The organism is uncultured Alteromonas sp. (assembly GCF_963976965.1).
In the GTDB taxonomy this organism is placed as follows: Bacteria; Pseudomonadota; Gammaproteobacteria; order Enterobacterales; family Alteromonadaceae; genus Alteromonas; species Alteromonas naphthalenivorans.
This window is the reverse complement of the sequence record NZ_CAXBMP010000026.1, coordinates 43,962-67,382: the sequence shown is the minus strand read 5'-3', so window position 1 is coordinate 67,382 and position 23,421 is coordinate 43,962. Positions and strand designations below refer to the sequence as shown.

Here is a 23,421-nt window from a genome sequence, read left to right as displayed (position 1 = left end):
ACTCTTAATGAGTGCCCACACAGATTGTCTTGTCTAAATTGTTAAAGAACGTGGTTACTTAACGTAACCTCACCGTAAGCCGTTGCTTTTTGGTGACTCACCCTGCTTGAGCGAGGTGCGTATTATACGCTTGAAGTTTTCAGTGTCAACACTTTTTGAAAATTTATTTTCTGAAGCGTTTTCTTTAAAACCCCGTCATACTTGGCCTTAAAGGTAAGTAGTGACTTGCTTTGTCAGTGTAAGTTATTTCACTTTCCTGTCGAAGCGGATGCGCATTCTAGAGATTTCTGAGCCTGCGTCAACCTCTGATTTCAAAAAAGTGTCACATTTCGTTTAAGTGCTTAAAATACCAACCACGCAGCCTATAAATCACACATAAATTCGGATTTTCACTGATTTCCTATTAGTCTCATTGCCTATTTTTACTTAGGCAATGGTTGAATAAGATTGGTTCTTCACCCCTATTCTCTGTTTTAATGCGTTTTCAACAGATGAATTTATATATAAAGGTGCAGTTTTGACAATCAGAAACTATCAATCAACTTCTCCCACACTCGGCGAACGCTGCTATATAGATGAGTCAGCTGTTATTGTTGGCGACGTTACCTTATGCGAAGACGCAAGTATCTGGCCTTTAGTCGCTGCTCGAGGTGACGTAAATCACATTGCAATTGGAGCACGCAGTAATATTCAGGATGGCAGTGTGTTGCATGTTTCTCGTAAATCCGTTTCTAACCCTAATGGTTTCCCCCTTATTATTGGAGATGACGTTACCGTAGGGCATAAATGTATGCTTCATGGCTGCGTGCTTGGAAATCGTATCTTGGTAGGAATGGGCGCCATCGTAATGGACGGTGTTATTGTAGAGGATGATGTCTTTATTGGAGCTGGTGCTTTAATACCACCAAATAAGCGACTCGAAAGTGGTTACCTTTATGTTGGGAACCCAGCTGTGAAGAAACGCCCATTAAAGGAAAGCGAGACAGCCTTTCTAAAACAGTCAGCGTTGAACTACGTAAAATTAAAAGATGAATATAGAGAAGAGCAGGCTTAACGGCCTGCTTGCTTATACCATTCTCGATTACTTTGCCTTTAACTGGCTACGTAATACATCAATTACCGCACTGGTCTTTGGTTTGTAGCCTGTCCATATTGTAAATGACGCGGCAGCCTGTTCCACCAGCATACCTAAACCATCAAGTACCTGTAACGCACCTAACGATAATGCTTGTTGCATAAAGTAAGTCGGATCTGCGCGATAAACCATGTCATACGCTGTTTCGCATTCTTTAAATAACGTTGCGCTCATATCAAAAGGCAGAGTTTCGCTTAAGCTCGCTGCGGTTGAGTTAATAATGATATGTGGAGCTACTTTATCGCAGTCTTCTATACCTACTACCTTCACCTTACCTCCACCCGTTTCACTTGCCACTGTTTCAGCTTTCGCGTTTGTCCTATTAGTAAGATGTAGCGATGCAATACCTGAAGCAATAAGCGGTGCTATTACGCCTCTTGCCGCTCCACCTGCACCTATTAATAGCACGCGTTTACCTTGCAGTTGTACACCATGATTAAGTAAGTCATTAACTAACCCTACGCCATCGGTATTAAAACCTGCAACGGTGCCATCGCTACGCTTCATTAATGTATTAACCGCTTTTGCATCTAACGCAGCTTGGTCGTCTACACTGGCAAGCGCAAAGGCATCTTGTTTGAAAGGCATAGTGACATTGCAGCCTACCGCGCCAGGTTGCGATAAGAATGTGTTCGCTGCAGGCGTAAAACCATCTTCTGGGGCGAGGATTTTTTCGTAACTAATTTGCTCGCCGCATTGCTTAGCGAACATTTGATGAATAGTTGGTGATAGACTCTGAACTATAGGGTTACCGAAAACGGCAAACTTTTTCATTGAATTGTTATTAATAAGGCTGTCTGTCATGGGAATGTCTAACTTCTTTAAATCGATACGAAAGGAAAAACCTGCTGTGTCAGAGACTACACCATATTACCGAATAGGTGGAGAGGATAAGGTACGCCTTTTGGCAAACCGTTTTTATGACATTATGCGTGATGATCCTATTGCAAAAGAGCTTTACGCTATTCATCCTCAGCCAACAGATAGAATCAGAGAAGTGTTTTTTCTTTATTTAAGTTTATGGTTAGGCGGGCCTGATACCTATCAGCAGCAATATGGTCACCCACGGCTACGTTCACGACATCTTTCTTTTAGTGTTACACCAGAATTAAAAGACCAGTGGATGTACTGTATGCGAAAAGCCATGCACGAGACGGTTGATGACCTTCCGTTGGCGCAGCAACTTCTTAACGCGCTAGATCAACTTGCCACGCATATGATTAATACTAAATAAAAAGCGCTCCGTGAGATACGGAACGCTTCAGATTAAGATTCAAGGTTATCCAAGCTTAAGAGGCCACTTATATAAACGTAACTTACCTCATTAGATGAATCTTAGAATGTATAGCCTACAGACAATGTATAAACCCAAGGGTCAATATCAATGTCGTTTACGCTACCTTCTGCACCACCTACGGTAAATGACGCTTCGGTATTAATATCGATGTAACGTACTGACGCATTAACATGCCACTCTTTATCTATTTGATAGTCCATTCCCACTTGTGCAGAAATACCTACAGAATTATCTAAAGACAAATCTTCAAGGCCTGCTTCTTTATTTGCATCCGTAAATGACTCATCAAAGATAAAGGTATAGTTTAAACCTGCACCAATATAAGGTTGAAAAGCAGCATTAGCATCGTTGAAGTAGTAGTTAACAGTAACAGTTGGGGGTAAGTGCGTGACTTCTCCCAATGTATTGCCTGTCCCTAGTGGATCGTTGACTGAAAAATTCACATCGTGAGTAAACGGCGTTGCGGCCAACAATTCAACATTGATATTGTCGGTGATGAAATAAGCAACGTTTAATCCTAACTGGGTATCGTTATCGATAGTCAGTGCTACACCTAAATCGCTACCACCGGCAATGATGTTAGAGGTTGATTCGTCGGGCGCAACGGTTGTTAATCCACCACGAACTATCCAATCACCCTTTTCATGAGCTGAAGCAAAAGGAGCGGCAAGCGCTAAAGAAATACATATGGCTGAAAGTGTGTGTGTACGCATTGTGTGTCTCTCATGTGTTTAATGATAATGACGACACTGTAAACGTTTAAAAAGAAAATAATTTGATCCAGCGCAAGGTGCAATCTAGCTACATACCTTGGTAATAAGGGAATTTGATGTGGATCAAGGGAATGGCACCACAGGAAGAACCCATGGTGCAAAATATTACCAGTTTGTAGGCTGAAGCCAGTCAGTTAGCTTTGCTTCCGCGCTACCTGGAGCTGGAGTATAGCAATACTCCCATCGCGCAAGTGGTGGCATAGACATTAAAATTGATTCGGTTCTACCACCAGTTTGTAACCCAAACAAAGTGCCTCTATCGAATACCAAGTTGAATTCTACATAGCGACCACGTCGATAGAGCTGAAAGTCACGCTCTCTTTCACCGTATGAGGTGCTTTTTCGCTTTTCTACGATAGGTACGTAAGCATCAACAAAACCATTACCCACTGCCTGCATAAAGTTGAATGAAGTTTCAAACCCCCAATCATTTAAATCGTCAAAGAATAAACCGCCTACCCCACGTGTTTCATTACGATGCTTTAAGAAGAAGTAGTCATCACACCACTTCTTATATTTCCCATACACGTCTTCACCAAAGGGAGCACACAATTTCTTTGCGGTATTGTGCCAATGCACTACGTCGTCTTTAAAGGGGTAAAACGGGGTTAAATCAAACCCACCGCCAAACCACCAAATAGGCGCTTCACCTTCTTTTTCGGCAATAAAAAAGCGTACATTTGCATGAGACGTCGGAATATAGGGGTTGTGTGGGTGAATAACCAACGAGACCCCCATGGCCTGAAAGTTTCTACCCGCAAGTTCTGGGCGGTTAGCCGTGGCAGACGCCGGCATCTGACTTCCAAATACATGAGAAAAGTTAACCCCACCTTGCTCTATTACTGCGCCGTTTTTAATAACCCGTGAACGCCCGCCACCGCCTTCCTCGCGAACCCAAGAGTCTTCTTTAAACTGTCCTTTGCCGTCGGCAAGTTCTAAGGTTTGGCAAATGTTGTCCTGCAATGATAGTAAGTATGCTTTTACTTGTTCTATTACTTCATCGGCGTCTTTACCGTCTAACTGTTGATTTACGTGTTGGGGGTCAATCATGATCTTATTATCTCTCCGGTATCGCCGTCACGGATGGTACTGGGTTTAGCGTGGCCACCTACTTCTCCATCAATATAGAAAACACTATCACCAAATATATTGATTGCGTCCTGCTGGGTGATTGCGGGTTGTTGGCCAGTTAGGTTGGCACTTGTAGATACAAGTGGCTTTTCTAGCTTTTCACATAAAGCTTTAACCACTGGATGGTTGCTTACTCGAACCGCTATTTTTTCATGCTTGCCAGTTAACCACTGTGGCGTCGACGCCGACTTGGGTAGCAGCCAAGTATTTGGCCCAGGCCAACTGGACACAATTTCAGTACGTCTGTGCTGAAGTATGGCTTCATCATTTATATAAGGTAATAGCTGAGAATAGTTAGCGGCAATCAAAATTACCCCTTTTTCGATGGGGCGCTGCTTCAATGCTAAGAGCGCTAACACACTCGCTTCGTTGTCTGGGTCACAGCCTATGCCCATAACCGCTTCAGTAGGGTAAACCAATAAGTCACCATTTTTAAACGCGGATACAATGGGGTCGCTAGTGTCTACTTGCCCCTTGGTCGGGATACTCATTAGTGCTTTTCTCTGTAGGTGTTATTTATCGTCTTTTTTGAAGCTACACCCTGGCTGAGGGCAACAAATTTGGCCTTTCTTTTTTATCAGAACGGCCCAGCCACAATCGGGGCATGCTTCATTTACTGGCGTGAAATTTAGCACATAACGACACTGGGGATAATGGTCACACGCAAAAAACTGCTTACCGTATTTATTGGTGCGGGACGCAAGTTGTCCTTTTTGACACTTAGGGCAAGTAACGTGGGTGTCTTCTTGCTGTTTAATTGGCGAAATATAGTGGCATTCAGGAAAATTGGTACAGCCTATAAACATACCAAAACGCCCTTTCTTAATAGCCAAGGTAGAATCACACTCTGGGCAGGTAACCCCATCCAGTAGTTTTAATAAGGTGGTTTGCTTATCGTGTAATGGCTTGCTGAAGTGGCAATCTGGGTAACCGGTGCAGCCAATAAAAGGGCCTGATTTGCTGTTTTTTATATGCAGTGGTTTACCGCAATCGGGACAATCACCGAAAGCGTCTTCTAAGGCATGTTCGTGCGCAGAGAAAAGTGAATGATCAATTTTCGACATAAACCAGCAACTAGCACGACATGAAGCACATTAGTGCAACACGCCGTCAGGTTCATCAAATAATAAATCTTCCATTTGTGCGTAGGCTTTTTCTTTACCTGGCACATTGAACAGTACCATTAGCACTACCCACTTTAGGTCTTCTAAACAGAATTCAGAAGAGTCTATTTCCATTACTCTGTCTATTACCATTTCTCGCGTTGACGCATCTACCACGCCCACTTGCTCTAAAAATAACAAGAAGCCACGGCACTCTACGTCTAATCGCATCTGCTCTTCATGCGTATAAATACGACTGAGGCTGGTACTAATCCCTTTACAAAAATAAGGCTTAATATCTGTTTCTTGCAAAGCCGCTAGCTTTTCAAGCCACGCTAATGCTTTGTAGATTTCATCATGATGGAAACCCGCGCGTACCAACTCCTCGGTAAGCTCGTCTTGATCGACTCGAATTTCAGTTTCACTGTGAATGAAGTTTTCAAACAGGTACATGAGGATATCGAACATATTATTTTCCCCTCAATTTAATGTAGCCACCAGGGACAGCGGCTACTAAACCACGCAACTCATATTCTAATAATGATGCCATAACCTCATTAACAGGAGAGGTACAGCGCTGCGCTATAACATCAATAGCGGTGATGTCGTAATCCACACTATCTAATAATTTATCGGTTGCCAAGTTATTCACTTCACTTTTTTTACTTAACGCTTCGTTCTGGCATTCTCTCTCACCAGTCGACACTACAATTTCATCGAAAATGTCATCAACACAGGTTACCAGCTTAGCGCCTTGCTGAATTAACCAATGACATCCTTCGGAGTAAGCATGGAAGATACTTCCAGGAACTGCAAATACTTCACGCCCCATATCTGCGGCCAAATTCGCAGTTATCAAGGTGCCACTCTTTATTTTTGCCTCTATAACTAGGGTTCCAAGCGACATCGCAGCAATTATTCGGTTTCTTCGGGGAAAATGCCAAGGCTTAGCAGATACACCTGGAAAGAACTCGGTAATACAAGCGCCCCCTGCATTCACGATGTCCCTGTGTAGTGATACATTTTTAGGAGGGTACACAATATCAGGCCCAGTCCCCATTACCGCAAGGGTGCCGCCTTCGCACACCAAACCACCTTTGTGCGCAGCTGAATCTATTCCTGCTGCTAACCCGCTGGTTACTGCTACGCCGTTATTTGCTAACGCTTCGGCAAAATCAGTGGCAATTTGCTTACCTTGATGACTCGCCCGTCTACTCCCTACAATCGCTATTTGAGGCATAACTAACGTATTAATGTTACCTATAACAAATAACACCAACGGGGGATTTGGCAGGGTCCTTAATCGCTCAGGGTAGTATGTGCACCCTAGGGTGACAATATGATGCTTTGCATGTGAAGCATGCCAGCGTATCGCTTTTTCAAGTAAGTTAGGAGAAATTGCTTGTGTAAGGGTGTAGAGAGCTCCCGAAGTGAAAGCCGTTTTATGAATACCATCCAGTAATGCTAGTGCGCTAAGCGATTCTGCTTCAAGCGCCTTAAGCCACTTCCCTGTTGCGATATTTATTGCTGAAGCCATTGTCAGCCATGCTATCTGTTCTTTGCCTAGGGCTTTATCCAATGCTTTAACAGCATTACTGCTTGCTTCATGTGGCTGGAAAGTTGTCATAGCCGCTCCTAAATAATAAGCGGCAATAACATGTTAGGGTTTTGCCACAATGAAGCCGCGTCTTACGCCTTCTTTTGCTCGAGTTATAATGCCGTAGCTAGCTGACTCAAAAGTTTTAAACACAATGACTTCACCAATTTTAAGTGCAGGTTGCTGTACTTTATCTGTAAAGAGCCCGTTTCCTTTTATGACATCACTATTGCTAGCGTATTGAGGTTCTTCGCCGTCTATAATGTCAGGGCCACCAGCGTAGATGCCCATCACGGTACCCGCCGTTAGCTCATGTGCGCCTAAATCTAGTACCACCACATCGTAGCGGCCGAGTAAGTCGTGATCGTGTAAGTCGCCAATCACAAAACCTCGTTGTGACGTTGCTTCTTGCAGAACTAAGTCATCGTCTAACGTGAAGTCACCAGTAAGTAACTTATCTCCACGTTTCGCTTCTTGATTTGAATCTGAAAGTTTTACCATTCTAGCCTTTGGTAACGACACGTCAGTCTCTAAGCTAGCTTTTGCTACATGGGTGAGCTGCACACCAAGCACCTTACCTTGCATATTGCGTATAATAGATTGCTTTCTTACCACCTGATACTGATCTTCAGTGCGGTTTTCTTTTTGGCTTACCACTAAGTCGTTAGACACAAAACTCACATTACCATCGTGATTTCCCAACAAATGAGGGAGTAATTCATACTCTTCCTCAGAAAGTAGGGTGTGTTGTTTAATATAGGGAGCTAATACCGACCATGACAAGGTCTCTATAGCCGCATTCTTTACTCTTCGGGCAGAACCAGGCGAAAGCACTAAGCTAGGCTTAGCTCGATTTATCGAAAATACGGGTTCACCATTGATGTAAGACACCGAGATGATATCACCGGGGTATATTAAATGCGGGTTATCTATTTGGGTGTTGTGACGCCAAAGTTCAGGCCACAGCCATGGCTGATTTAAAAAAAGATTAGCAATGCCCCATAAGGTATCACCTTGCTTCACAGTATAAGTTTGCGGTGCAGTTTCTTTTAGGGGTTTGGCCATTGCTGAAAATGCGGCAAAACATGCCACAACTAACACAATTGTACGTACTGCTTTCTTCAATCGATTTTTCAAATTAACCTTCCGCAATTTTTCCACTGCCATTTACTGTTGAAATTTCAGACAATACTACTATATCGATATTGTGCCTCAATACTGTGGCGCGGCAGCAAAAAACTGCACGATATAACTCGATATACGTTAGAATAGTAACTCAAAAGGCACTGTAAAGTGTACGAGCGACTAGATCGTATATGAATTTATACAGCGAAAAGGTTAAATAAGCGACACATGGCAATTTTAGACGTATTAAGTTTTCCCGATGAACGACTTCGTACCGTAGCAAAACCGGTAGAAGAAGTGAACGACGACATTAAACAATTGGTTTCGGATATGTTCGAAACCATGAAAGACGAGAATGGAATTGGGTTGGCTGCTACTCAAGTCGACAGACATGTTCAAGTTGTTGTAATGAACGTAGCGGAAGATCAAGACGAGCCTCGTGTTTTTATCAACCCGGAAATCACCAAAAAAGACGGCAGCACTATTAGTGAAGAAGGTTGTCTTTCTGTTCCAGGTAACTACGCCAAAGTAGAGCGCGCAGAAGAAATTACGGTAAAAGCACTGAATGAAAACGGTGAAGCATTTGAGTTGGAAGCAGACGGTCTATTGGCTATTTGTATTCAACATGAATTGGATCATCTCAAAGGCAAACTGTTTATTGATTACTTGTCTCCGCTTAAGCGCCAGCGAATTCGTAAAAAGCTTGAAAAAGAAGCACGTTTAGCTGCACGCGACTGAGGTTAGTTTTGATAAAACCATTACGCATCATTTTTGCCGGCACGCCGGATTTTGCAGCTCAGCATTTGAGTGCTTTATTATCTAGCACTCATGACGTTGTTGCTGTGTATACCCAACCAGACCGTCCTGCTGGACGAGGCAAAAAGCTTACCCCAAGCCCCGTAAAAGTGCTTGCTCAAGAACATGAGATTCCAGTCTATCAGCCAGCCAGTTTAAAAAATGACGAAGCACAGCAAACATTGGCGGACATCAACGCCGATTTAATGATTGTGGTTGCCTATGGATTAATTTTACCTAAGTCGGTACTTGATGCGCCCAAATTGGGTTGTCTTAATGTGCATGGTTCAATTTTGCCTAAATGGCGTGGAGCTGCGCCTATCCAACGGGCGATATGGGCCGGCGATAGCGAGACTGGTGTTACCATCATGCAGATGGATGAAGGGCTAGATACTGGTGACATGTTGCATATAGCAACCTTGCCCATTAGTGAAGATGATACTAGCGCCTCGCTTTACGAAAAGCTTGCTGAACTTGGTCCTACTGCACTACTAGATGTAGTAAACAGTATCGATACCCTTTCGCCTGTGAAGCAAGATGATAGCGAAGCAACGTACGCTAAAAAGCTTTCCAAAGAAGAAGCCTTTATTAATTGGCACGATAGCGCAGAGCAAATTGCACGAAACGTACGCGCTTTTAATCCATGGCCTGTAACGTGGACTAAAATTGAGTCGCAAAATATTAAAATTTGGTCGGTGGATGTGATTGATGGCTTACCAACTTCAGATGCCCCAGGTACTATCATTCAAGCTGACAAGCACGGCATTGTGGTAACCACGGGTTCAAGTGCCCTTCGAATCAACACCCTGCAAATACCTGGGAAAAAAGCATTGCCCGCTGCAGATGTCGTTAATGCTCGCAAAGACTGGTTCGCACCAGGTAACTGCATTGCCAGTACGGAAGAATAGTGAAACCCACTCCATTACCGAAACAAAAAAATCTGCGTGCCGATTGTGCATGGGTGATATACCAAATTCTAGAACAAGGTAAATCGTCAAGAGATTGCCTAGAGCGTGTTCAACGTCGCCATCATCCTAGAGACAACGCATGGATCCAAGAAATGTCTTTGGGCGTCATGCGTAAACTCCCTATATTACAGCACTGGTTGCGCGAGTTACTCGACCGTCCTTTAAAAGGGAATAAAAAAGTAATCGAGCACCTTATTCTGTTGGGGCTATACCAGTTAGCATTTTCTCGCGTAAGCCAGCATGCTGCAGTGGGCGAAACCGTTAATGCCTCGCCTTATTTAGGCGGGACAGCATTGAAAGGCTTAGTTAATGCTGTACTGCGTAACTTTATGCGCCAAGAACTGGTTAACAAGCCTATCGATAACCCCATTATTGCCAGTGGGTTACCCAAGTGGTTATATAAGGCTCTAGAAGATGCCTATGGTCAAGATGCTGATGCCGTGCGCGAAGCTACCAATGCCATGGCGCCTATTTGGCTAAGGGTTAATACCAAACAAATATCGATTACCGATTACGCTGCTGCATTGGATGCTGTTGAGATTAACTATTCATTAAGTAGCGAACACGCAGATGCAATCAGACTAGAAGGCCGAGAGGACATTACCGGGCTTCCAGGGTTTGAAAAAGGCTACTTTGCTGTACAAGATGGTGCCGCTCAGCTTGCAGCCCATTATTTAGACGCACAACCACACGAGCGCGTATTAGATTGTTGCGCTGCACCTGGTGGTAAAACGGGTCATATTATTGAGCGCACCCCTGAATTAGCGTATTGCCTAGCCCTTGATGCTGACGAGAACCGCTTAAAGCGCGTTGAAGAAAACATGACTCGCCTGCAGCATACGCAAACCAATTTGCCCGTTATAAAGCGAGGCGATGCGGCTAAGCCAGAAACATGGTGGGATGGACAACACTTCGACCGAATTTTGCTTGATGCCCCCTGCTCTGCCACTGGTGTTATACGCCGCCACCCTGATATTCGCTGGCTAAGAAAGTCTAGTGATATTGATGCACTTGCAGCACTTCAAGCTGAAATACTAACTAGCTTATGGCAAACACTTAAGCCTGGTGGCACATTGCTTTACGCCACCTGCTCTATTCTGCCACAAGAAAATAGCCTACAGATTAGCGCATTTTTAGAACGCAATGCAGATGCCACATTAGTACCTGTTATAAAAACCGAAACACCGAGTAAGCCCGGTAGACAAATCCTACCTGGCGAGCAACAAATGGATGGTTTCTACTATGCGAGACTGGTAAAGTCGTTGAGCAAATAAAAGCAATAAGGCACATAAACACCGATGAAAATCATCATTCTAGGCGCAGGTCAGGTTGGCGGAACACTTGCTGAAAACCTTGTAGGAGAGAAGAACGATATTACGGTTATCGATTCTGATCCCAATACCTTGCGTGCGCTTCAAGACCGATTAGATTTACAGGTGGTTAATGGCGTGGGTTCTCACCCGGACGTATTACGAAAAGCCGGAGCAGAAGATGCCGACATGCTTATCGCGGTAACGAACAGTGATGAAAGCAATATGCTCGCTTGCCAAGTTGCCTTTAGTTTATTCAAAACCCCGACCAAGATTGCTCGCGTTCGCTCAGAACAATACATTATTTACCAAGAACAACTTTATAAGCAGCAGGACATACCTGTAGACCACATTATTGCTCCTGAACAACTAGTGACTAAAGCTATTAAACGGCTTATAGATTACCCTGGCGCATTACAGGTTGTTGAATTTGCTGATGGTAAAGCCAGCTTAGTGGCGGTAAAAGCCTATTATGGTGGTTTACTGGTAGGTCACGCGTTATCTGCGTTAAAAGACCACATGCCCAATGTGGAAACACGGGTCGCAGCAATCTATCGCCGTGGTCGCCCTATTCGACCACTGGGTACTACCGTAATCGAAGCCGATGATGAAGTATTCTTTATTGCTGCAACTAAGCATATTCGTGCGGTAATGAGTGAACTTCAAAAATTAGAGTCTAGCTATAAACGCATTATGATAGCCGGTGGCGGCTTAATTGGTGCAGGACTAGCTAAAAAACTTGAACACAAACATAACGTGAAGCTGATTGAGTTTAGTCACGAAAGAGCAAAATACCTTTCTGCCCACTTAGACAAGACGATTGTCTTTAGCGGTGATGCATCAGATCCAGAGTTGCTCAGTGAAGAGAATGTCGAGCAAGTTGATGCATTCATTGCGGTGACCAATGATGATGAAGCTAACATTATGTCTGCCATGTTGGCCAAGCGCATGGGCGCACAAAAAGCCATGGTACTGATTCAACGTAGTGCTTATGTAGACTTAGTACAAGGTGGTGAAATAGACATTGCTTTCTCACCACAACAAGCGACGATTTCGGCCCTACTTACCCATGTTAGACGCGGAGATATTGTAAACGTATATTCTTTGCGACGTGGTGCAGCAGAGGCGATAGAAGCGATTGCACATGGTGATGAAAATACCTCTAAAGTTGTGGGTAAAGAAATCGGTAAAATTAAACTTCCTCCTGGTACTACCATAGGCGCGGTAGTAAGAGACGACCAAGTGATCATTGCCCATAGCGATACGCTTATTGAGGCAAATGACCACGTTATTCTGTTCTTAGTCGACAAAAAATACATTGGCGATGTAGAAAAGCTGTTCCAACCCAGCGCATTCTTCTTTGGATAACAAATACATACGCCAAGCAGTAAAAGTAGTGAAATAGCTACTGGAAATAATCCTAAATTACCCGTTGCGAAATGTACAAAAAATGATCAATAATTGACTTCTCAGGTCGTTATAGGATTAACGGAAATGTACCAAAACGGATTTACCTCACTCCCAATACCCACACTAGCTTTGTTATTTTCTAGTTTATTACTTTCTTTTTCCGCAGTCAGCCAATCAGATGAAGACGATGAACTTGCGCGTATGCAAGCTCAATTAAATGCAGAAGTTATGTCAAAACCGTTTTTAGCCGAAAAGCCTGAGGAAGTAGACGCCTATATTAAAAGCATGCTGGATAAAGGGGTGAAACCGAAAGAATATCAAGGTACGAATTGGCGTCCGGGTTATACCTGCCGAGACTTACTACGATATAACTGGCGAGAATATCGCAATTGTCGCTACTACCACCGTTATTACGGTCGCTACTACTAATAAATCACTAACGATAATTCACAGTTCAATTTTTAATAAGGAATTACCATGACGTTACGGAATCAGCATGTCAGGATTGTTGTACTTGCATTTGTAGTTATTTTTTTTAGCGGCTGTGCTGCCGTGCATACCTCCATTGCTAAAAAAGATTTAGATGTACAGACCAAACTTAGCACCTCAATTTTTGTTGAGCCTGTGCCGCCTGAAAAACGAAAAATCTATTTAGAAGTTCGCTCAGCAGTGATGGAATTTGATCGAAATGCATTTAGAGAGGCACTTAACGCTCAAATTTCGAGTAGCGGAAACGGCTATTCGTTTGTTGATAGCCCTGCTGGAGCTCAATATACGATGAGTGTTTTCGTGCGCAATCTAGAAAAGGCTTCTCCTTCCGCGGCAGAGAATTATCTGTCATCAGGATTTCAGGGCGTCGCTTTGGGCTCAGCAGCAGCTTATGCGGGTGGTGGAAATTACAAGCAAGCTGCTGCGGGTGGCATCATTGGTGGATTAGTTTCTACTGCGGCAAACGCCATGGTTAAAGATGTAACCTACCTTCTCGTGGCTGATATTCAAATTAAGGAACGTGCCGCGAAGGGCGTGATTGTGAGAAAAGATTCTAAGGTGAATACGAAAATTTCAGATGACGGCGCATCAACTCAGACTGTATCTGAAGTTTCAAACCAAAAAGAATACCGCACTCGCGTTGTGACGACGGCTAACAAAGCCAACCTAGCGTTAGAAGAAGCACAACCACTCATGTTTGATAAAACGGCTTATGCAATGGCCTCGTTCTTCTAAACTTGCCTTACGGTGTACAGCAATGACTGACTGAGCAGTCGTTGCTGTATTAGCTTCGCCAGAACGTAGGTGAAAATAGTACCAACAACGAAAAGACTTCCAATCGCCCAAATACCATTCCCACCACTAAAATCCACTTTCCAGCATCGGTTACACCCGCATAGTTAGACGCAACACTGCCCAATCCAGGACCAAGGTTATTTAGCATGGCTGCGGTAGCGGTAAACGCGCTTAAGTTATCTAGCCCTGTTGCAATTAGCCCTATCATTAGTACGACAAACACCACCGCGTAAGCAGAGAAGAAGCCCCATACCGCCTCTACTACCTTATCGGGCATTGCTCGTTCACCTAACTTAACAGAATACACTGCCTTAGGGTGAATAAGCCTGTCTACTTCACGCTTACCTTGAAGGAACAGTAAACACACACGAACCACTTTTAAGCCGCCTCCGGTTGAACTTGCACAACCTCCAATGAAACTTGAAAAGATGAGTAGTATGGGCAAAAACGTGGGCCAAATTGAGAAGTCTGTAGTCGCAAACCCCGCAGTAGTACTGATTGATACGGCTTGAATCATAGCTTGATCGAGCGCGGTTTCAGCCGAGTCGTAAAAACCTGATAGCGTGAGTACCAAAAAGCACAGCATGATAAGTGTGGCTTGAATAAAGAAAAAGGCTTTAAATTCTGGGTCGTTAAAATAGCCTTTTACCGAACGGGTACTCACTGCTGCGTAATGGAGTGAAAAGTTAAGTGCAGCAATTAATAGAAAAACCGTACAGACCACATTCACCATTGGGCTATTAAAGTAGCCAAGGCTAGCATCATGAGTTGAGAAGCCCCCAATGGCAACCGTTGAGAACGCGTGGCAAATGGCATCAAACATATCCATGCCAGCCAACCAATACGCAGCGGCGCATGCAATAGTGATAGAAAGATAAATATACCAAAGGTGTTTTGCTGTATCGGCAATACGCGGTGTCATTTTATTATCTTTCACAGGCCCAGGAGTTTCTGCACGGTACAGCTGCATACCCCCAACCCCTAAAATAGGTAGTATAGCGACGGCGAGTACAATGATACCCATGCCGCCTAGCCATTGTAGTTGTTGTCGATAAAACTGTACCGAATGGGGTAAGAAATCAATGCCTTCAATTACCGTTGCACCGGTTGTGGTTAGCCCTGAGAACGATTCAAAAAAAGCATCCGTTACGGTCATGCTAGGCTGTTCTAGCAACATAAGAGGAATGGCACCCACACTGGCTAGTACCGACCAGAACAGGGCAACGATTAAAAAGCCTTCTCGCGCTCGTAAATCGTTTTTTTGCTGGCGGTTTGGGTACCAAAGCACCATACCGCCACCTACGCAAATAAAGAACGCAAGGGTAAAAGGCAAACCACTACCGTCTTGATAAATCAGAGATACCACAGCAGGTGGGATCATGGTTACGCTAAATAGCGCAATAAGGAGCCCTAGAATTCGTACAATGGCACGGTAGTGCATGCTTCGTTATGCCTTTCGTTATTAGTAAACTCGCGATTAACAGTGTTCGCGGTTTTTAGAGGATACAAGGTTTCTACTACATTGACGCGATTATAGGGCTATAAGCAAATTATTTCATTGCTAGTACCGTTTCTACCATTTTATTAATACTAGCATGGGCTTGTAAGATATTTTGTGCCGTCATATAGGCTGGCGTAGTAACCAGTTTATTTTCAACATCTACCACCACTTCATCTACTTCACAGTTTACATGGCATGCCCCTAGCGCGTTCAAGGCATTGGCGGTATCTTCATCGCTACCAATGGTCAGTTTAACATTGTTTCCATATACACTGGCTGCAATAGCAGGGGCAATGCATGCATAGGCCACAGGTTTCTTTGCTTTCGCAAAGTCATTGCACACCGTAAGCACATCTTTATCTACGCTACTTTTTTCACCATCAACGGCAAATGAACATAAATTCTTAGCAGCACCAAAACCACCAGGTACAATAAGATAATCGAAGTCTGATACCTTACATTCTGTAATAGGCTTTACATTGCCTCGGGCAATGCGTGCAGACTCAACCAATACATTTCGAGTTTCATCTTCTGAAACGTCTCCCGTTAAATGATTCACTACATGCATTTGAGCCTTATCTGGCGCAAAACATTGATAACCTACCCCAGCTTGTTCAATAGCTAAAAGCGTTAATACTGACTCATGAATTTCAGCGCCATCAAATACACCACAACCACTTAAAATCACTGCAACTTGCTTCATAATGTCCTCCTAGACCTCGCCGAGCCGACTTATTCTATTTTTGGCTATAAAACCATCAGCTGTTCAAAAAAAAGTCTTAATAACCAGTATTGGATTGCTAATTTCTTATGCTACATTATCTGACCAATTTGGTTAAACAAAAAAAAATAAGTTCACCAAGTTATCCACATAAAAAGGAATGATGAGTTGCAGGTACGCAGTCCACACTCTTATTTTTCATTCCCTTATTTTTATTGCTTTACAGGACGATCTTTCTATTTACAAAGATCGTTAGTTTCGTTGTGCTTATTTTATTAGATCACAATCTTATCCACAGATGATCCCTTTATTTATGTTGCTATGCTCTATGGCGATCCACCAGCGCCTATGGCATGCTTGCGCCTTATTCTAAGCTTGGTTAATGCATAGCTATGACAGATTCGAAAAAGCCCCCTTTTATTCTAGTAGATGGATCATCTTATCTATTTAGAGCATTTCACGGATTGCCGCCCCTGACGAACTCAAAAGGTCAGGATACCGGTGCGATCTATGGTGTTGTCAACATGCTGAAAAGCTTGATTAGACAATACAATCCTACTCACATGGCAGTCATCTTCGATGCCAAAGGTAAAACGTTTCGCGACGATATTTATGAAGAATATAAAGCGAATCGCCCACCTATGCCGGAAGAGTTACGCAGTCAGATAGCACCATTGCACACCATCATCAAAGCCATGGGTTTACCTGTCATCGTTGAGTCTGGCGTTGAAGCCGATGATGTGATTGGTACCCTAGCCTGTCGTGCCACAGAACATGGTATTGATACCCTGATCAGTACTGGCGATAAAGACATGGCACAACTGGTCAACGAAAATGTCACCTTGATCAATACTATGACAAATCAGATTATGGACATTGAAGGGGTAAATACGAAATTCGGTATTCCACCAGAACTGGTTATTGATTTCTTAGCCCTTAAGGGTGACAAAGTCGATAACATTCCTGGCGTACCTGGTGTGGGTGATAAAAGTGCACAAGCACTGTTAAACGGTATTGGTGGCATCAGTGCTATCTATGACAACCTTGATAAAATTGCCGATCTCTCGTTTAGAGGGAGCAAAACTATGGCAACTAAAATGCGAGAGTATGAAGAGCAAGCTCGCCTGTCATACACCCTTGCCACGATTGCCATTGATTTAGATTTACAATACAAAATAGATGAGCTTTGCCCTACGTCACCAGATAACGAAACATTACAGTCGTTATTTGCAGAGTATGAGTTTAAGCGCTGGCATACAGAAATTAGCGCATTGATCGCAAGCGATGGTAATGAGCCCTCAAAATCAACGGGGACTGAGAGCACATCAGATTCAAGCGATACAGATGAAGTACAACCAGAAAGTAATATCGATAAGTCTGGTTATGACGTGGTGCTAGATGAAGCTACGTTTGATAGCTGGATTAAAAAGCTAAAAGCAGCGCCGCTTATTGCTGTTGATACTGAAACGACCAGTGTTAACTACATGGAAGCTGAACTTGTTGGTGTTTCTTTTTGTATCGAACCCGGTGCTGCGGCTTACGTGCCTGTTGCTCATGATTATCCCGATGCACCCACGCAGTTATCACGAGATTACGTACTTACGGCATTGAAGCCTATTTTAGAGTCTGAAACCATTATCAAAGTGGGCCAGCACATTAAATATGACAAGAATGTACTCGCCCATTATGACATAACGCTAAATGGCATTGGCTTTGACACTATGTTGGAAAGCTATGTGTTAAACAGTACCGCACAGCGCCATGACATGGACTCACTAGCCCTTGCCTATTTAGGTCATAAAACAATTCACTTTGAAGAAATTGCAGGTAAAGGTGCCAAACAGCTTACTTTTAATCAAATTGGATTAGAAGAAGCAGGTCCTTACGCCGCTGAAGATGCTGATATTACTATGCGCCTTCATCAAGCAATATGGGCAAAACTAGAAAACGAACCCAAGCTTAAAGCACTATTGGTTGGTGTTGAGGTGCCGGTTGCTTGTGTTTTATCTCGTATGGAACAGCAAGGCGTATTAATTGAAAGCCAACGGTTACGCCAGCAGAGCCAAGATTTAGCTACGCGTATTGCTGAGCTAGAAAAAGAAGTGCATGAAGAAGCCGGCGAAGTGTTTAACTTAGGGTCGCCAAAACAGCTTCAACACATTTTGTTCGAGAAAATGTCGTTACCGGTTATTAAGAAAACCCCCAAAGGCGCCCCTTCTACTTCTGAAGAAGTATTACAAGAACTCGCCCTTGAGTTCCCGTTACCTAAAAAGTTAATGGAGTATAGAGGGTTAACCAAGCTTAAAAATACGTATACCGACAAACTCCCTAAAATGATTAATCATCGTACGGGTCGAGTTCATACTTCTTACCATCAAGCTATTACGGCAACGGGCCGCTTGTCGTCAACGGATCCTAACCTTCAAAACATTCCTATTCGAAATGAAGAAGGCCGTAAGGTAAGACAAGCATTTGTTCCACGTGAAGGTTACAAGATTGTTGCTGCCGATTATTCTCAAATTGAACTTAGAATAATGGCCCATTTGTCGGGCGATGAAGGTCTTCTTGATGCATTTGCTCATGGCAGAGACATTCACAAAGCCACCGCGGCAGAAGTGTTTGGGGTAACCCTTGACGAAGTGACGACGGAACAACGTCGTAGTGCTAAAGCTATAAACTTTGGTTTGATCTATGGAATGAGTGCCTTTGGCCTTGCTAAACAACTTAATATTCCACGTCACGAAGCACAAAAATACATGGACTTGTATTTTGAACGCTACCCGGGCGTACTTGAGTACATGGACAGCACCAGAGAAGGCGCTAAAGAAAAAGGCTACGTGGAAACTGTGTTTGGTCGACGCTTGTACCTACCCGACATAAAAGCCAGTAATGGCGCACGTCGCAAAGGAGCAGAGCGTGCGGCAATCAACGCACCTATGCAAGGTACAGCTGCCGACATCATTAAAATGGCCATGATAAAGGTTGATGATTGGATCACCTCACTTGAAAGTGACGACGTACTCATGATGATGCAGGTACACGATGAATTGGTATTTGAGATTAGAGAAGAACATCTAGAGGAACAAGTTAAAAATATCGTCAGCTTAATGGAGCAAGCTGCAGTATTAAATGTGCCGCTGATGGTTGAAGCGGGCGTGGGCGATAACTGGGATGAAGCTCACTAAAAAGTAATTAGATTACAGAAAACAGTGAGCAATAGCTCAAAAATGGGCAAGTTTGGTAATTTTATTACACTCTTACTTGCCTTTTTTCACCATTATTGTACCCTAATGCGTGTAGGGTACAGAGGTGAGAAATCTGTTTTCAAACCTTTGCTTTAACCCCGACAGATTTGTCGGGGTTTTTTTATGTCTGCAATAAATTTTCCAAATACTCAGAAAGAAAAAGTCCATTAAAATCTTAAACTTAAAACAAAGAACGAATCTTTTAGTATTTTAAAATGAACTAACCGAAATATGCCTACTCTATATATTCGGTTTTTATGTGTTTTCTCTCAGTATTTTGGCCCTGCTTTTTAGCGGGGCTTTCTTTTATCTGGCCTTTTATTTTATTCTGCGTCAGGAGATATTTCGTCAAGTGCCAACCACTTATTCAACACTTTTTCGAGCTCTGGCAATCCCTGTCGATTTAACGATGAGAAGGTATTTACGGTCACATCACCCATAAACGCCAGTGCAGCTTCCTGCGCCATAAGCAGCTGAGCTTTTCGCTTACCCGACTTGAGCTTATCTGACTTAGTCAGCAAGGCTAATACAGGGATATTGGAATCTACTGCCCAATGAATCAAATCTTGATCAAGATCTTTAAACGGGTGACGAATATCCATAAGCACCACTAAACCTTTAAGCGATTTACGCTTTTGAAGGTATTCACCTAATGCTTGTTGCCATTTATTTTTCATTGCAAGTGGTACTTGCGCAAACCCATAACCAGGCAAATCGACTAAACGACGGTCTTCTTCAAGATTAAAAACGTTGATGAGCTGTGTACGACCTGGTGTTTTACTGGTTCTTGCTAGGTTCTTTTGACGAGTGAGTGTATTTAATGCGCTCGACTTGCCCGCGTTAGAACGGCCAGCAAACGCCACCTCAATACCGCTGTCATCTTTTAAATGGCGAATATCAGGTGCACTGGTAAAGAACTTTGCTTTGGTGTAATACGACATCTAGACTTACCTCAAATGCGTCATAACCCTAGAATTAAACTCTATTAATGATCTAAACCTGCTAAAAACCATAGTTTTATCATGGAATAGGTTTTTCTGACGCGTTAAATGTGTAAAATACGCATGATATCACGTATGTTACGCGAGCCGTTGGATCCATTTAAGAGATTTATTATGAAAAAACTGTGTTTGTTATTGTGTGTGTCTTTAGGTATTTCAGTTTCTGCGATGGCAGAAGGTGATGCTGAAGCCGGTAAAGCAAAATCTGCAGTATGTGCAGCATGTCATGGGCCTGATGGTAACAGCATGATAGACATGAATCCCAAAATAGCAGGACAGCACGAAAAGTACCTCGTTAAGCAATTAATGGAGTTCAAACTTGCGTCACAGACAGGTGGCGAAGAAGGCCGTAACAATGCGGTAATGAATGGTATGGCAGCCCCTCTTTCAGAACAAGACATGAAAGACTTAGCCGCTTACTTTTCTAGCCAAACACCTAAAGAAGGTGAAACGGCAGAGCAATACATTGAAGCTGGTCGCGCTTTATACCAAGGAGGCGATGAGTCTCGTGGCGTGACCGCATGTATAGCATGTCACGGTCCTAAAGGTAACGGTATGGGCTTAGCGGGTTTCCCTGATATCAGTGGCCAGCATGTAACCTATACTGCAGCACAATTGAAATCTTTCCGTGCTGGCGAGCGCCACAACGATATGAATGGCATGATGCGTGATATTGCGATGAAATTAACCGATGAAGATATCGAAATATTATCTAATTATATCGCGGGCTTACACTAAAATTCTAAAGTTACACGCTCAATTGTTAATTAATTGTTGCGTATAAAGTTGTATTTCAAAATTATTCGTGTAGTCTATCGCGATAGTTTGTAGGTTTGTCTGAAACCCAACAAGCTAAATAACAAGAATAATAATAATAATACAACACGGAAGATTGGATAAAGCGCCAAGAAGGCCAAGAACAAAAATGAGCTCTGCTAAAACCAATAAAAAGGGGAGCCAAGCTGGGAAGCACAACTACACATAGAAGTGTAAATAACGGGAGAGGTGTCATCTGACACTCAAACAATGTAAGGTGATGGTGAAAGCCATCGCCTTTTTTCTTGCCTAGATTTATGTTTGTGCCCAATGGTTGTATTACTCATTATTATTCGGCAAACCCCTACTTTTCCGTAGGCCCTCAAAAGTTGTATTATCGCGAGCCAATTCAACAGCAAATCCACTTTCAGATAAACATGTTGTATTGATGAAGAAGCTTTGCGCAATTCGCGCTATAATATGCCCTTTCAATCACTAAAATTTGATACCTTTTATATATGGCAAGATCAAAAAAGTCTCGTAAAGTTGGACTCATTGGCGTCAGGAAAGATCCTGACCGTAAACCTGGGCAAAAGCGTCTGGAAAGCAATCCTCGTCCAAAGAAGCATAAAGGCAAACCTGCTGGTAACCGTCATAATGTTGAGCAAGGTGAGATTGGTGCTTCTAAACGTCGTGAGAACCAAGACCCACGTTTAGGCAGCAAGAAACCTATTCCCTTAGTTGTTAAGAAGACGACAATTACTACGCCGACTCAAAAGCAGAAATTCGCCACACCTAGCGAAGAGCTAGCGGCACTTGAAGCAGATCAGCGTTTAGCGTCATTGTTAGATAAGCTTGATGACGACAAGCAACTTACTAAAGAACAACAATCTTACGTTGATGAAAAAATGGCACGCCACCGCATTCTTTGTGATTTGCTTGGCATCGTTGAAGACGATGATGAGGATGACGACGAAATGGATCCATTAGATGATTTGGACGCTATAGATATTAACGACTTTAAGAAATAGTAAGGCGGGCTCTGTTTTATGCTGTGGACAGTGTTAGTTATTGTGGCGCTATTAGTTATAGTCGCACTTGGTTTTTATGCCGGCCGGTTGTTGTTCCAGCTTAAGCAACAAAACCAACGCCAGCAGAAGGTAAGAAACGAGCGCATAAAAACGATTAGCGAAAGTATTTATACTATCGCTAAGGCAATGGAACAACAACAGTGCGACTTATCTGAAGGGGTTATTCGGATAGTCAATTTGTTGGGCGCATTACCTATTTTGTCTCCACCAGATCATAAAGCGTCCTACCCTCATACTTATGCGTTATTCGTAGCAGTGAGCGGTTTTGCCGTGCTAGAAGATAGGCAGAAGCTGACTAAACAAGAAAGGCGTAAGCAAGACTATGCTAGAGAGCAAATTGAGTCTGATTATGAATCTAAAGTGTTAGGTGAAATGCCAGCAATAAAGGCGTATTGTCAGTCCATTATCTAGCTGGTTGTTATAATATCGGTACACTCTTTAAAGGCGCTTCTTATGAAGCGCTTTTTTATTGGGATTTTATTCAGAATTAGCGCCTTGCTAGTTGACAGGTTTCTTCGTAACAATGACAGCCTGTAACATGGTCATTCACTATGCCTACCGCTTGCATGAATGCATAACAAATGGTTTCCCCTACAAAGGAAAAGCCCTCTTTTTTCAGCGCTTTCGACATTGCTTTGGATTCAGCAGTAAAGGTAGGCGCTTCTTTAAAGTCTTTCCATTCATTGATAATAGTTTTACCGTCGGTAAACTGCCAAATAAAGTCAGAAAAACTTTGGCGTTTTTCGATGTTTAAATAGCCATGGGCATTCTTAATAATTGACTCGACTTTTAGCTTGTTGCGCACAATGCCAGGGTTTTGCAAGCATGCCGCTATTTCTTGCTCATCCATTTGAATTATTTTTGTAGGCTCAAAGTCATGGAAAGCAGCTTCATAATTTTCTTGTTTTTTTAAAATGGTTATCCACGACAATCCAGCCTGTTGACCGTCCAAACAAAGTTTAGCGAACAACTCTTTGCTATCGAAAACAGGTCGCCCCCACTGCTCATCGTGGTATTTTTGATATAGAAGGTCATCGCTCACCCAGCCACACCGATTCAATCCAGTTGATGTCATAATCTTAAATAGCCTCTTCAATCGACCTTTTAGTCATCTTTTAGCGGGTTTCATGGCGCTTTTTAACGCTTTACACCTACATACTATGCGTTACAAATTGTAT

At 43.0% G+C, this 23,421-nt stretch carries 24 protein-coding genes; 12 read left to right on the top strand and 12 right to left on the bottom strand.

The features are described from left to right. Positions 1 to 517 precede the first annotated feature (517 nt). Positions 518 to 1,054: a gamma carbonic anhydrase family protein gene (locus AAC006_RS16855; RefSeq protein WP_208804748.1), complete on the top strand. Its 537-nt coding sequence runs from the start codon at positions 518 to 520 to the stop codon at positions 1,052 to 1,054. A gap of 27 nt (positions 1,055 to 1,081) precedes the next feature. Here the strand turns inward: AAC006_RS16855 and aroE are convergent, their stop codons facing one another. Then, a complete protein-coding gene (gene aroE, locus AAC006_RS16850; protein ID WP_129740527.1) occupies positions 1,082 to 1,909 on the bottom strand; it encodes a shikimate dehydrogenase in 828 nt (275 codons plus the stop codon). A gap of 28 nt (positions 1,910 to 1,937) precedes the next feature. Here aroE and AAC006_RS16845 point away from each other — a divergent pair, with 28 nt between their 5' ends. Continuing rightward, complete coding sequence (locus tag AAC006_RS16845) at positions 1,938 to 2,369, top strand: group II truncated hemoglobin (protein WP_013782534.1); 432 nt, start codon at positions 1,938 to 1,940, stop codon at positions 2,367 to 2,369. Between the two features lie 101 nt (positions 2,370 to 2,470). Here AAC006_RS16845 and AAC006_RS16840 read toward each other — a convergent pair whose 3' ends face one another. From AAC006_RS16840 to AAC006_RS16810, 7 genes are all read right to left on the bottom strand, one after another. Continuing rightward, complete coding sequence (locus AAC006_RS16840) at positions 2,471 to 3,145, bottom strand: OmpW family outer membrane protein (protein ID WP_129735605.1); 675 nt, start codon at positions 3,143 to 3,145, stop codon at positions 2,471 to 2,473. Between the two features lie 165 nt (positions 3,146 to 3,310). Beyond that, complete coding sequence (gene hemF, locus AAC006_RS16835) at positions 3,311 to 4,255, bottom strand: oxygen-dependent coproporphyrinogen oxidase (protein WP_208804746.1); 945 nt, start codon at positions 4,253 to 4,255, stop codon at positions 3,311 to 3,313. After that, positions 4,252 to 4,827: a Sua5/YciO/YrdC/YwlC family protein gene (locus AAC006_RS16830; protein ID WP_129735603.1), complete on the bottom strand. Its 576-nt coding sequence runs from the start codon at positions 4,825 to 4,827 to the stop codon at positions 4,252 to 4,254. The genes hemF and AAC006_RS16830 overlap by 4 nt, the downstream gene beginning before the upstream one ends. A gap of 21 nt (positions 4,828 to 4,848) precedes the next feature. Beyond that, a complete protein-coding gene (locus tag AAC006_RS16825) occupies positions 4,849 to 5,400 on the bottom strand; it encodes a topoisomerase DNA-binding C4 zinc finger domain-containing protein (protein ID WP_208804744.1) in 552 nt (183 codons plus the stop codon). A 30-nt stretch (positions 5,401 to 5,430) separates the two neighbouring features. Continuing rightward, positions 5,431 to 5,907 carry a DUF494 family protein gene (locus tag AAC006_RS16820; RefSeq protein WP_013782529.1) on the bottom strand — a complete coding sequence of 159 codons (477 nt, stop codon included), beginning with the start codon at positions 5,905 to 5,907 and terminating at the stop codon, positions 5,431 to 5,433. A gap of 1 nt (position 5,908) precedes the next feature. Continuing rightward, on the bottom strand, positions 5,909 to 7,066 hold the full coding sequence (gene dprA / locus AAC006_RS16815; protein ID WP_208804742.1) for a DNA-processing protein DprA: 1,158 nt from the start codon (positions 7,064 to 7,066) through the stop codon (positions 5,909 to 5,911). A gap of 33 nt (positions 7,067 to 7,099) precedes the next feature. After that, positions 7,100 to 8,173, bottom strand: a complete 1,074-nt coding sequence (locus tag AAC006_RS16810; protein ID WP_244360166.1) for a LysM domain-containing protein — start codon at positions 8,171 to 8,173, stop codon at positions 7,100 to 7,102. 216 nt (positions 8,174 to 8,389) lie between these two features. On the opposite strand from AAC006_RS16810, the gene def reads away from it, so the two are divergent. From def to AAC006_RS16780, 6 genes are all read left to right on the top strand, one after another. Further along, positions 8,390 to 8,899 carry a peptide deformylase gene (gene def / locus AAC006_RS16805; protein WP_013782526.1) on the top strand — a complete coding sequence of 170 codons (510 nt, stop codon included), beginning with the start codon at positions 8,390 to 8,392 and terminating at the stop codon, positions 8,897 to 8,899. An 8-nt stretch (positions 8,900 to 8,907) separates the two neighbouring features. Then, the gene (gene fmt / locus AAC006_RS16800; protein WP_208804741.1) at positions 8,908 to 9,864 is read left to right on the top strand and encodes a methionyl-tRNA formyltransferase; all 957 of its coding nucleotides are present in this window, start codon (positions 8,908 to 8,910) and stop codon (positions 9,862 to 9,864) included. Then, complete coding sequence (gene rsmB, locus AAC006_RS16795) at positions 9,864 to 11,198, top strand: 16S rRNA (cytosine(967)-C(5))-methyltransferase RsmB (RefSeq protein WP_339891946.1); 1,335 nt, start codon at positions 9,864 to 9,866, stop codon at positions 11,196 to 11,198. The genes fmt and rsmB overlap by 1 nt, the downstream gene beginning before the upstream one ends. A gap of 24 nt (positions 11,199 to 11,222) precedes the next feature. After that, positions 11,223 to 12,602: a Trk system potassium transporter TrkA gene (trkA, locus tag AAC006_RS16790; protein WP_013782523.1), complete on the top strand. Its 1,380-nt coding sequence runs from the start codon at positions 11,223 to 11,225 to the stop codon at positions 12,600 to 12,602. A gap of 126 nt (positions 12,603 to 12,728) precedes the next feature. Further along, on the top strand, positions 12,729 to 13,073 hold the full coding sequence (locus tag AAC006_RS16785) for a hypothetical protein (RefSeq protein WP_172602826.1): 345 nt from the start codon (positions 12,729 to 12,731) through the stop codon (positions 13,071 to 13,073). A 48-nt stretch (positions 13,074 to 13,121) separates the two neighbouring features. Next, positions 13,122 to 13,868, top strand: a complete 747-nt coding sequence (locus AAC006_RS16780; protein WP_013782521.1) for a complement resistance protein TraT — start codon at positions 13,122 to 13,124, stop codon at positions 13,866 to 13,868. A 49-nt stretch (positions 13,869 to 13,917) separates the two neighbouring features. On the opposite strand, the gene AAC006_RS16775 is transcribed toward AAC006_RS16780, so the two are convergent. Both AAC006_RS16775 and elbB read right to left on the bottom strand, forming a co-directional pair. Then, positions 13,918 to 15,369 carry a TrkH family potassium uptake protein gene (locus tag AAC006_RS16775; protein WP_013782520.1) on the bottom strand — a complete coding sequence of 484 codons (1,452 nt, stop codon included), beginning with the start codon at positions 15,367 to 15,369 and terminating at the stop codon, positions 13,918 to 13,920. Positions 15,370 to 15,478: 109 nt separating this feature from the next. Continuing rightward, entirely contained in the window at positions 15,479 to 16,132 is a 654-nt protein-coding gene (elbB, locus tag AAC006_RS16770) for an isoprenoid biosynthesis glyoxalase ElbB (protein WP_013782519.1), read from the bottom strand. Positions 16,133 to 16,542: 410 nt separating this feature from the next. Between elbB and polA the strand changes: the two genes are divergently transcribed. After that, the gene (gene polA, locus AAC006_RS16765) at positions 16,543 to 19,335 is read left to right on the top strand and encodes a DNA polymerase I (protein ID WP_339891944.1); all 2,793 of its coding nucleotides are present in this window, start codon (positions 16,543 to 16,545) and stop codon (positions 19,333 to 19,335) included. Between the two features lie 383 nt (positions 19,336 to 19,718). Here polA and yihA read toward each other — a convergent pair whose 3' ends face one another. Continuing rightward, positions 19,719 to 20,336, bottom strand: a complete 618-nt coding sequence (gene yihA, locus AAC006_RS16760) for a ribosome biogenesis GTP-binding protein YihA/YsxC (protein ID WP_339891943.1) — start codon at positions 20,334 to 20,336, stop codon at positions 19,719 to 19,721. A 174-nt stretch (positions 20,337 to 20,510) separates the two neighbouring features. Here yihA and AAC006_RS16755 point away from each other — a divergent pair, with 174 nt between their 5' ends. The 3 genes from AAC006_RS16755 to AAC006_RS16745 all read left to right on the top strand — a co-directional run bounded on the left by AAC006_RS16755 (position 20,511) and on the right by AAC006_RS16745 (position 22,654). Further along, positions 20,511 to 21,134, top strand: coding sequence for a c-type cytochrome (locus AAC006_RS16755; protein ID WP_013782516.1), 624 nt, complete (start codon positions 20,511 to 20,513; stop codon positions 21,132 to 21,134). Positions 21,135 to 21,670: 536 nt separating this feature from the next. Continuing rightward, a complete protein-coding gene (gene yihI, locus AAC006_RS16750) occupies positions 21,671 to 22,183 on the top strand; it encodes a Der GTPase-activating protein YihI (protein ID WP_339891942.1) in 513 nt (170 codons plus the stop codon). An 18-nt stretch (positions 22,184 to 22,201) separates the two neighbouring features. Further along, the gene (locus AAC006_RS16745) at positions 22,202 to 22,654 is read left to right on the top strand and encodes a DUF2489 domain-containing protein (RefSeq protein WP_339891940.1); all 453 of its coding nucleotides are present in this window, start codon (positions 22,202 to 22,204) and stop codon (positions 22,652 to 22,654) included. 76 nt (positions 22,655 to 22,730) lie between these two features. Here the strand turns inward: AAC006_RS16745 and AAC006_RS16740 are convergent, their stop codons facing one another. Continuing rightward, positions 22,731 to 23,318, bottom strand: coding sequence for a DNA-3-methyladenine glycosylase I (locus tag AAC006_RS16740; RefSeq protein ID WP_339891938.1), 588 nt, complete (start codon positions 23,316 to 23,318; stop codon positions 22,731 to 22,733). Positions 23,319 to 23,421 lie beyond the last annotated feature (103 nt).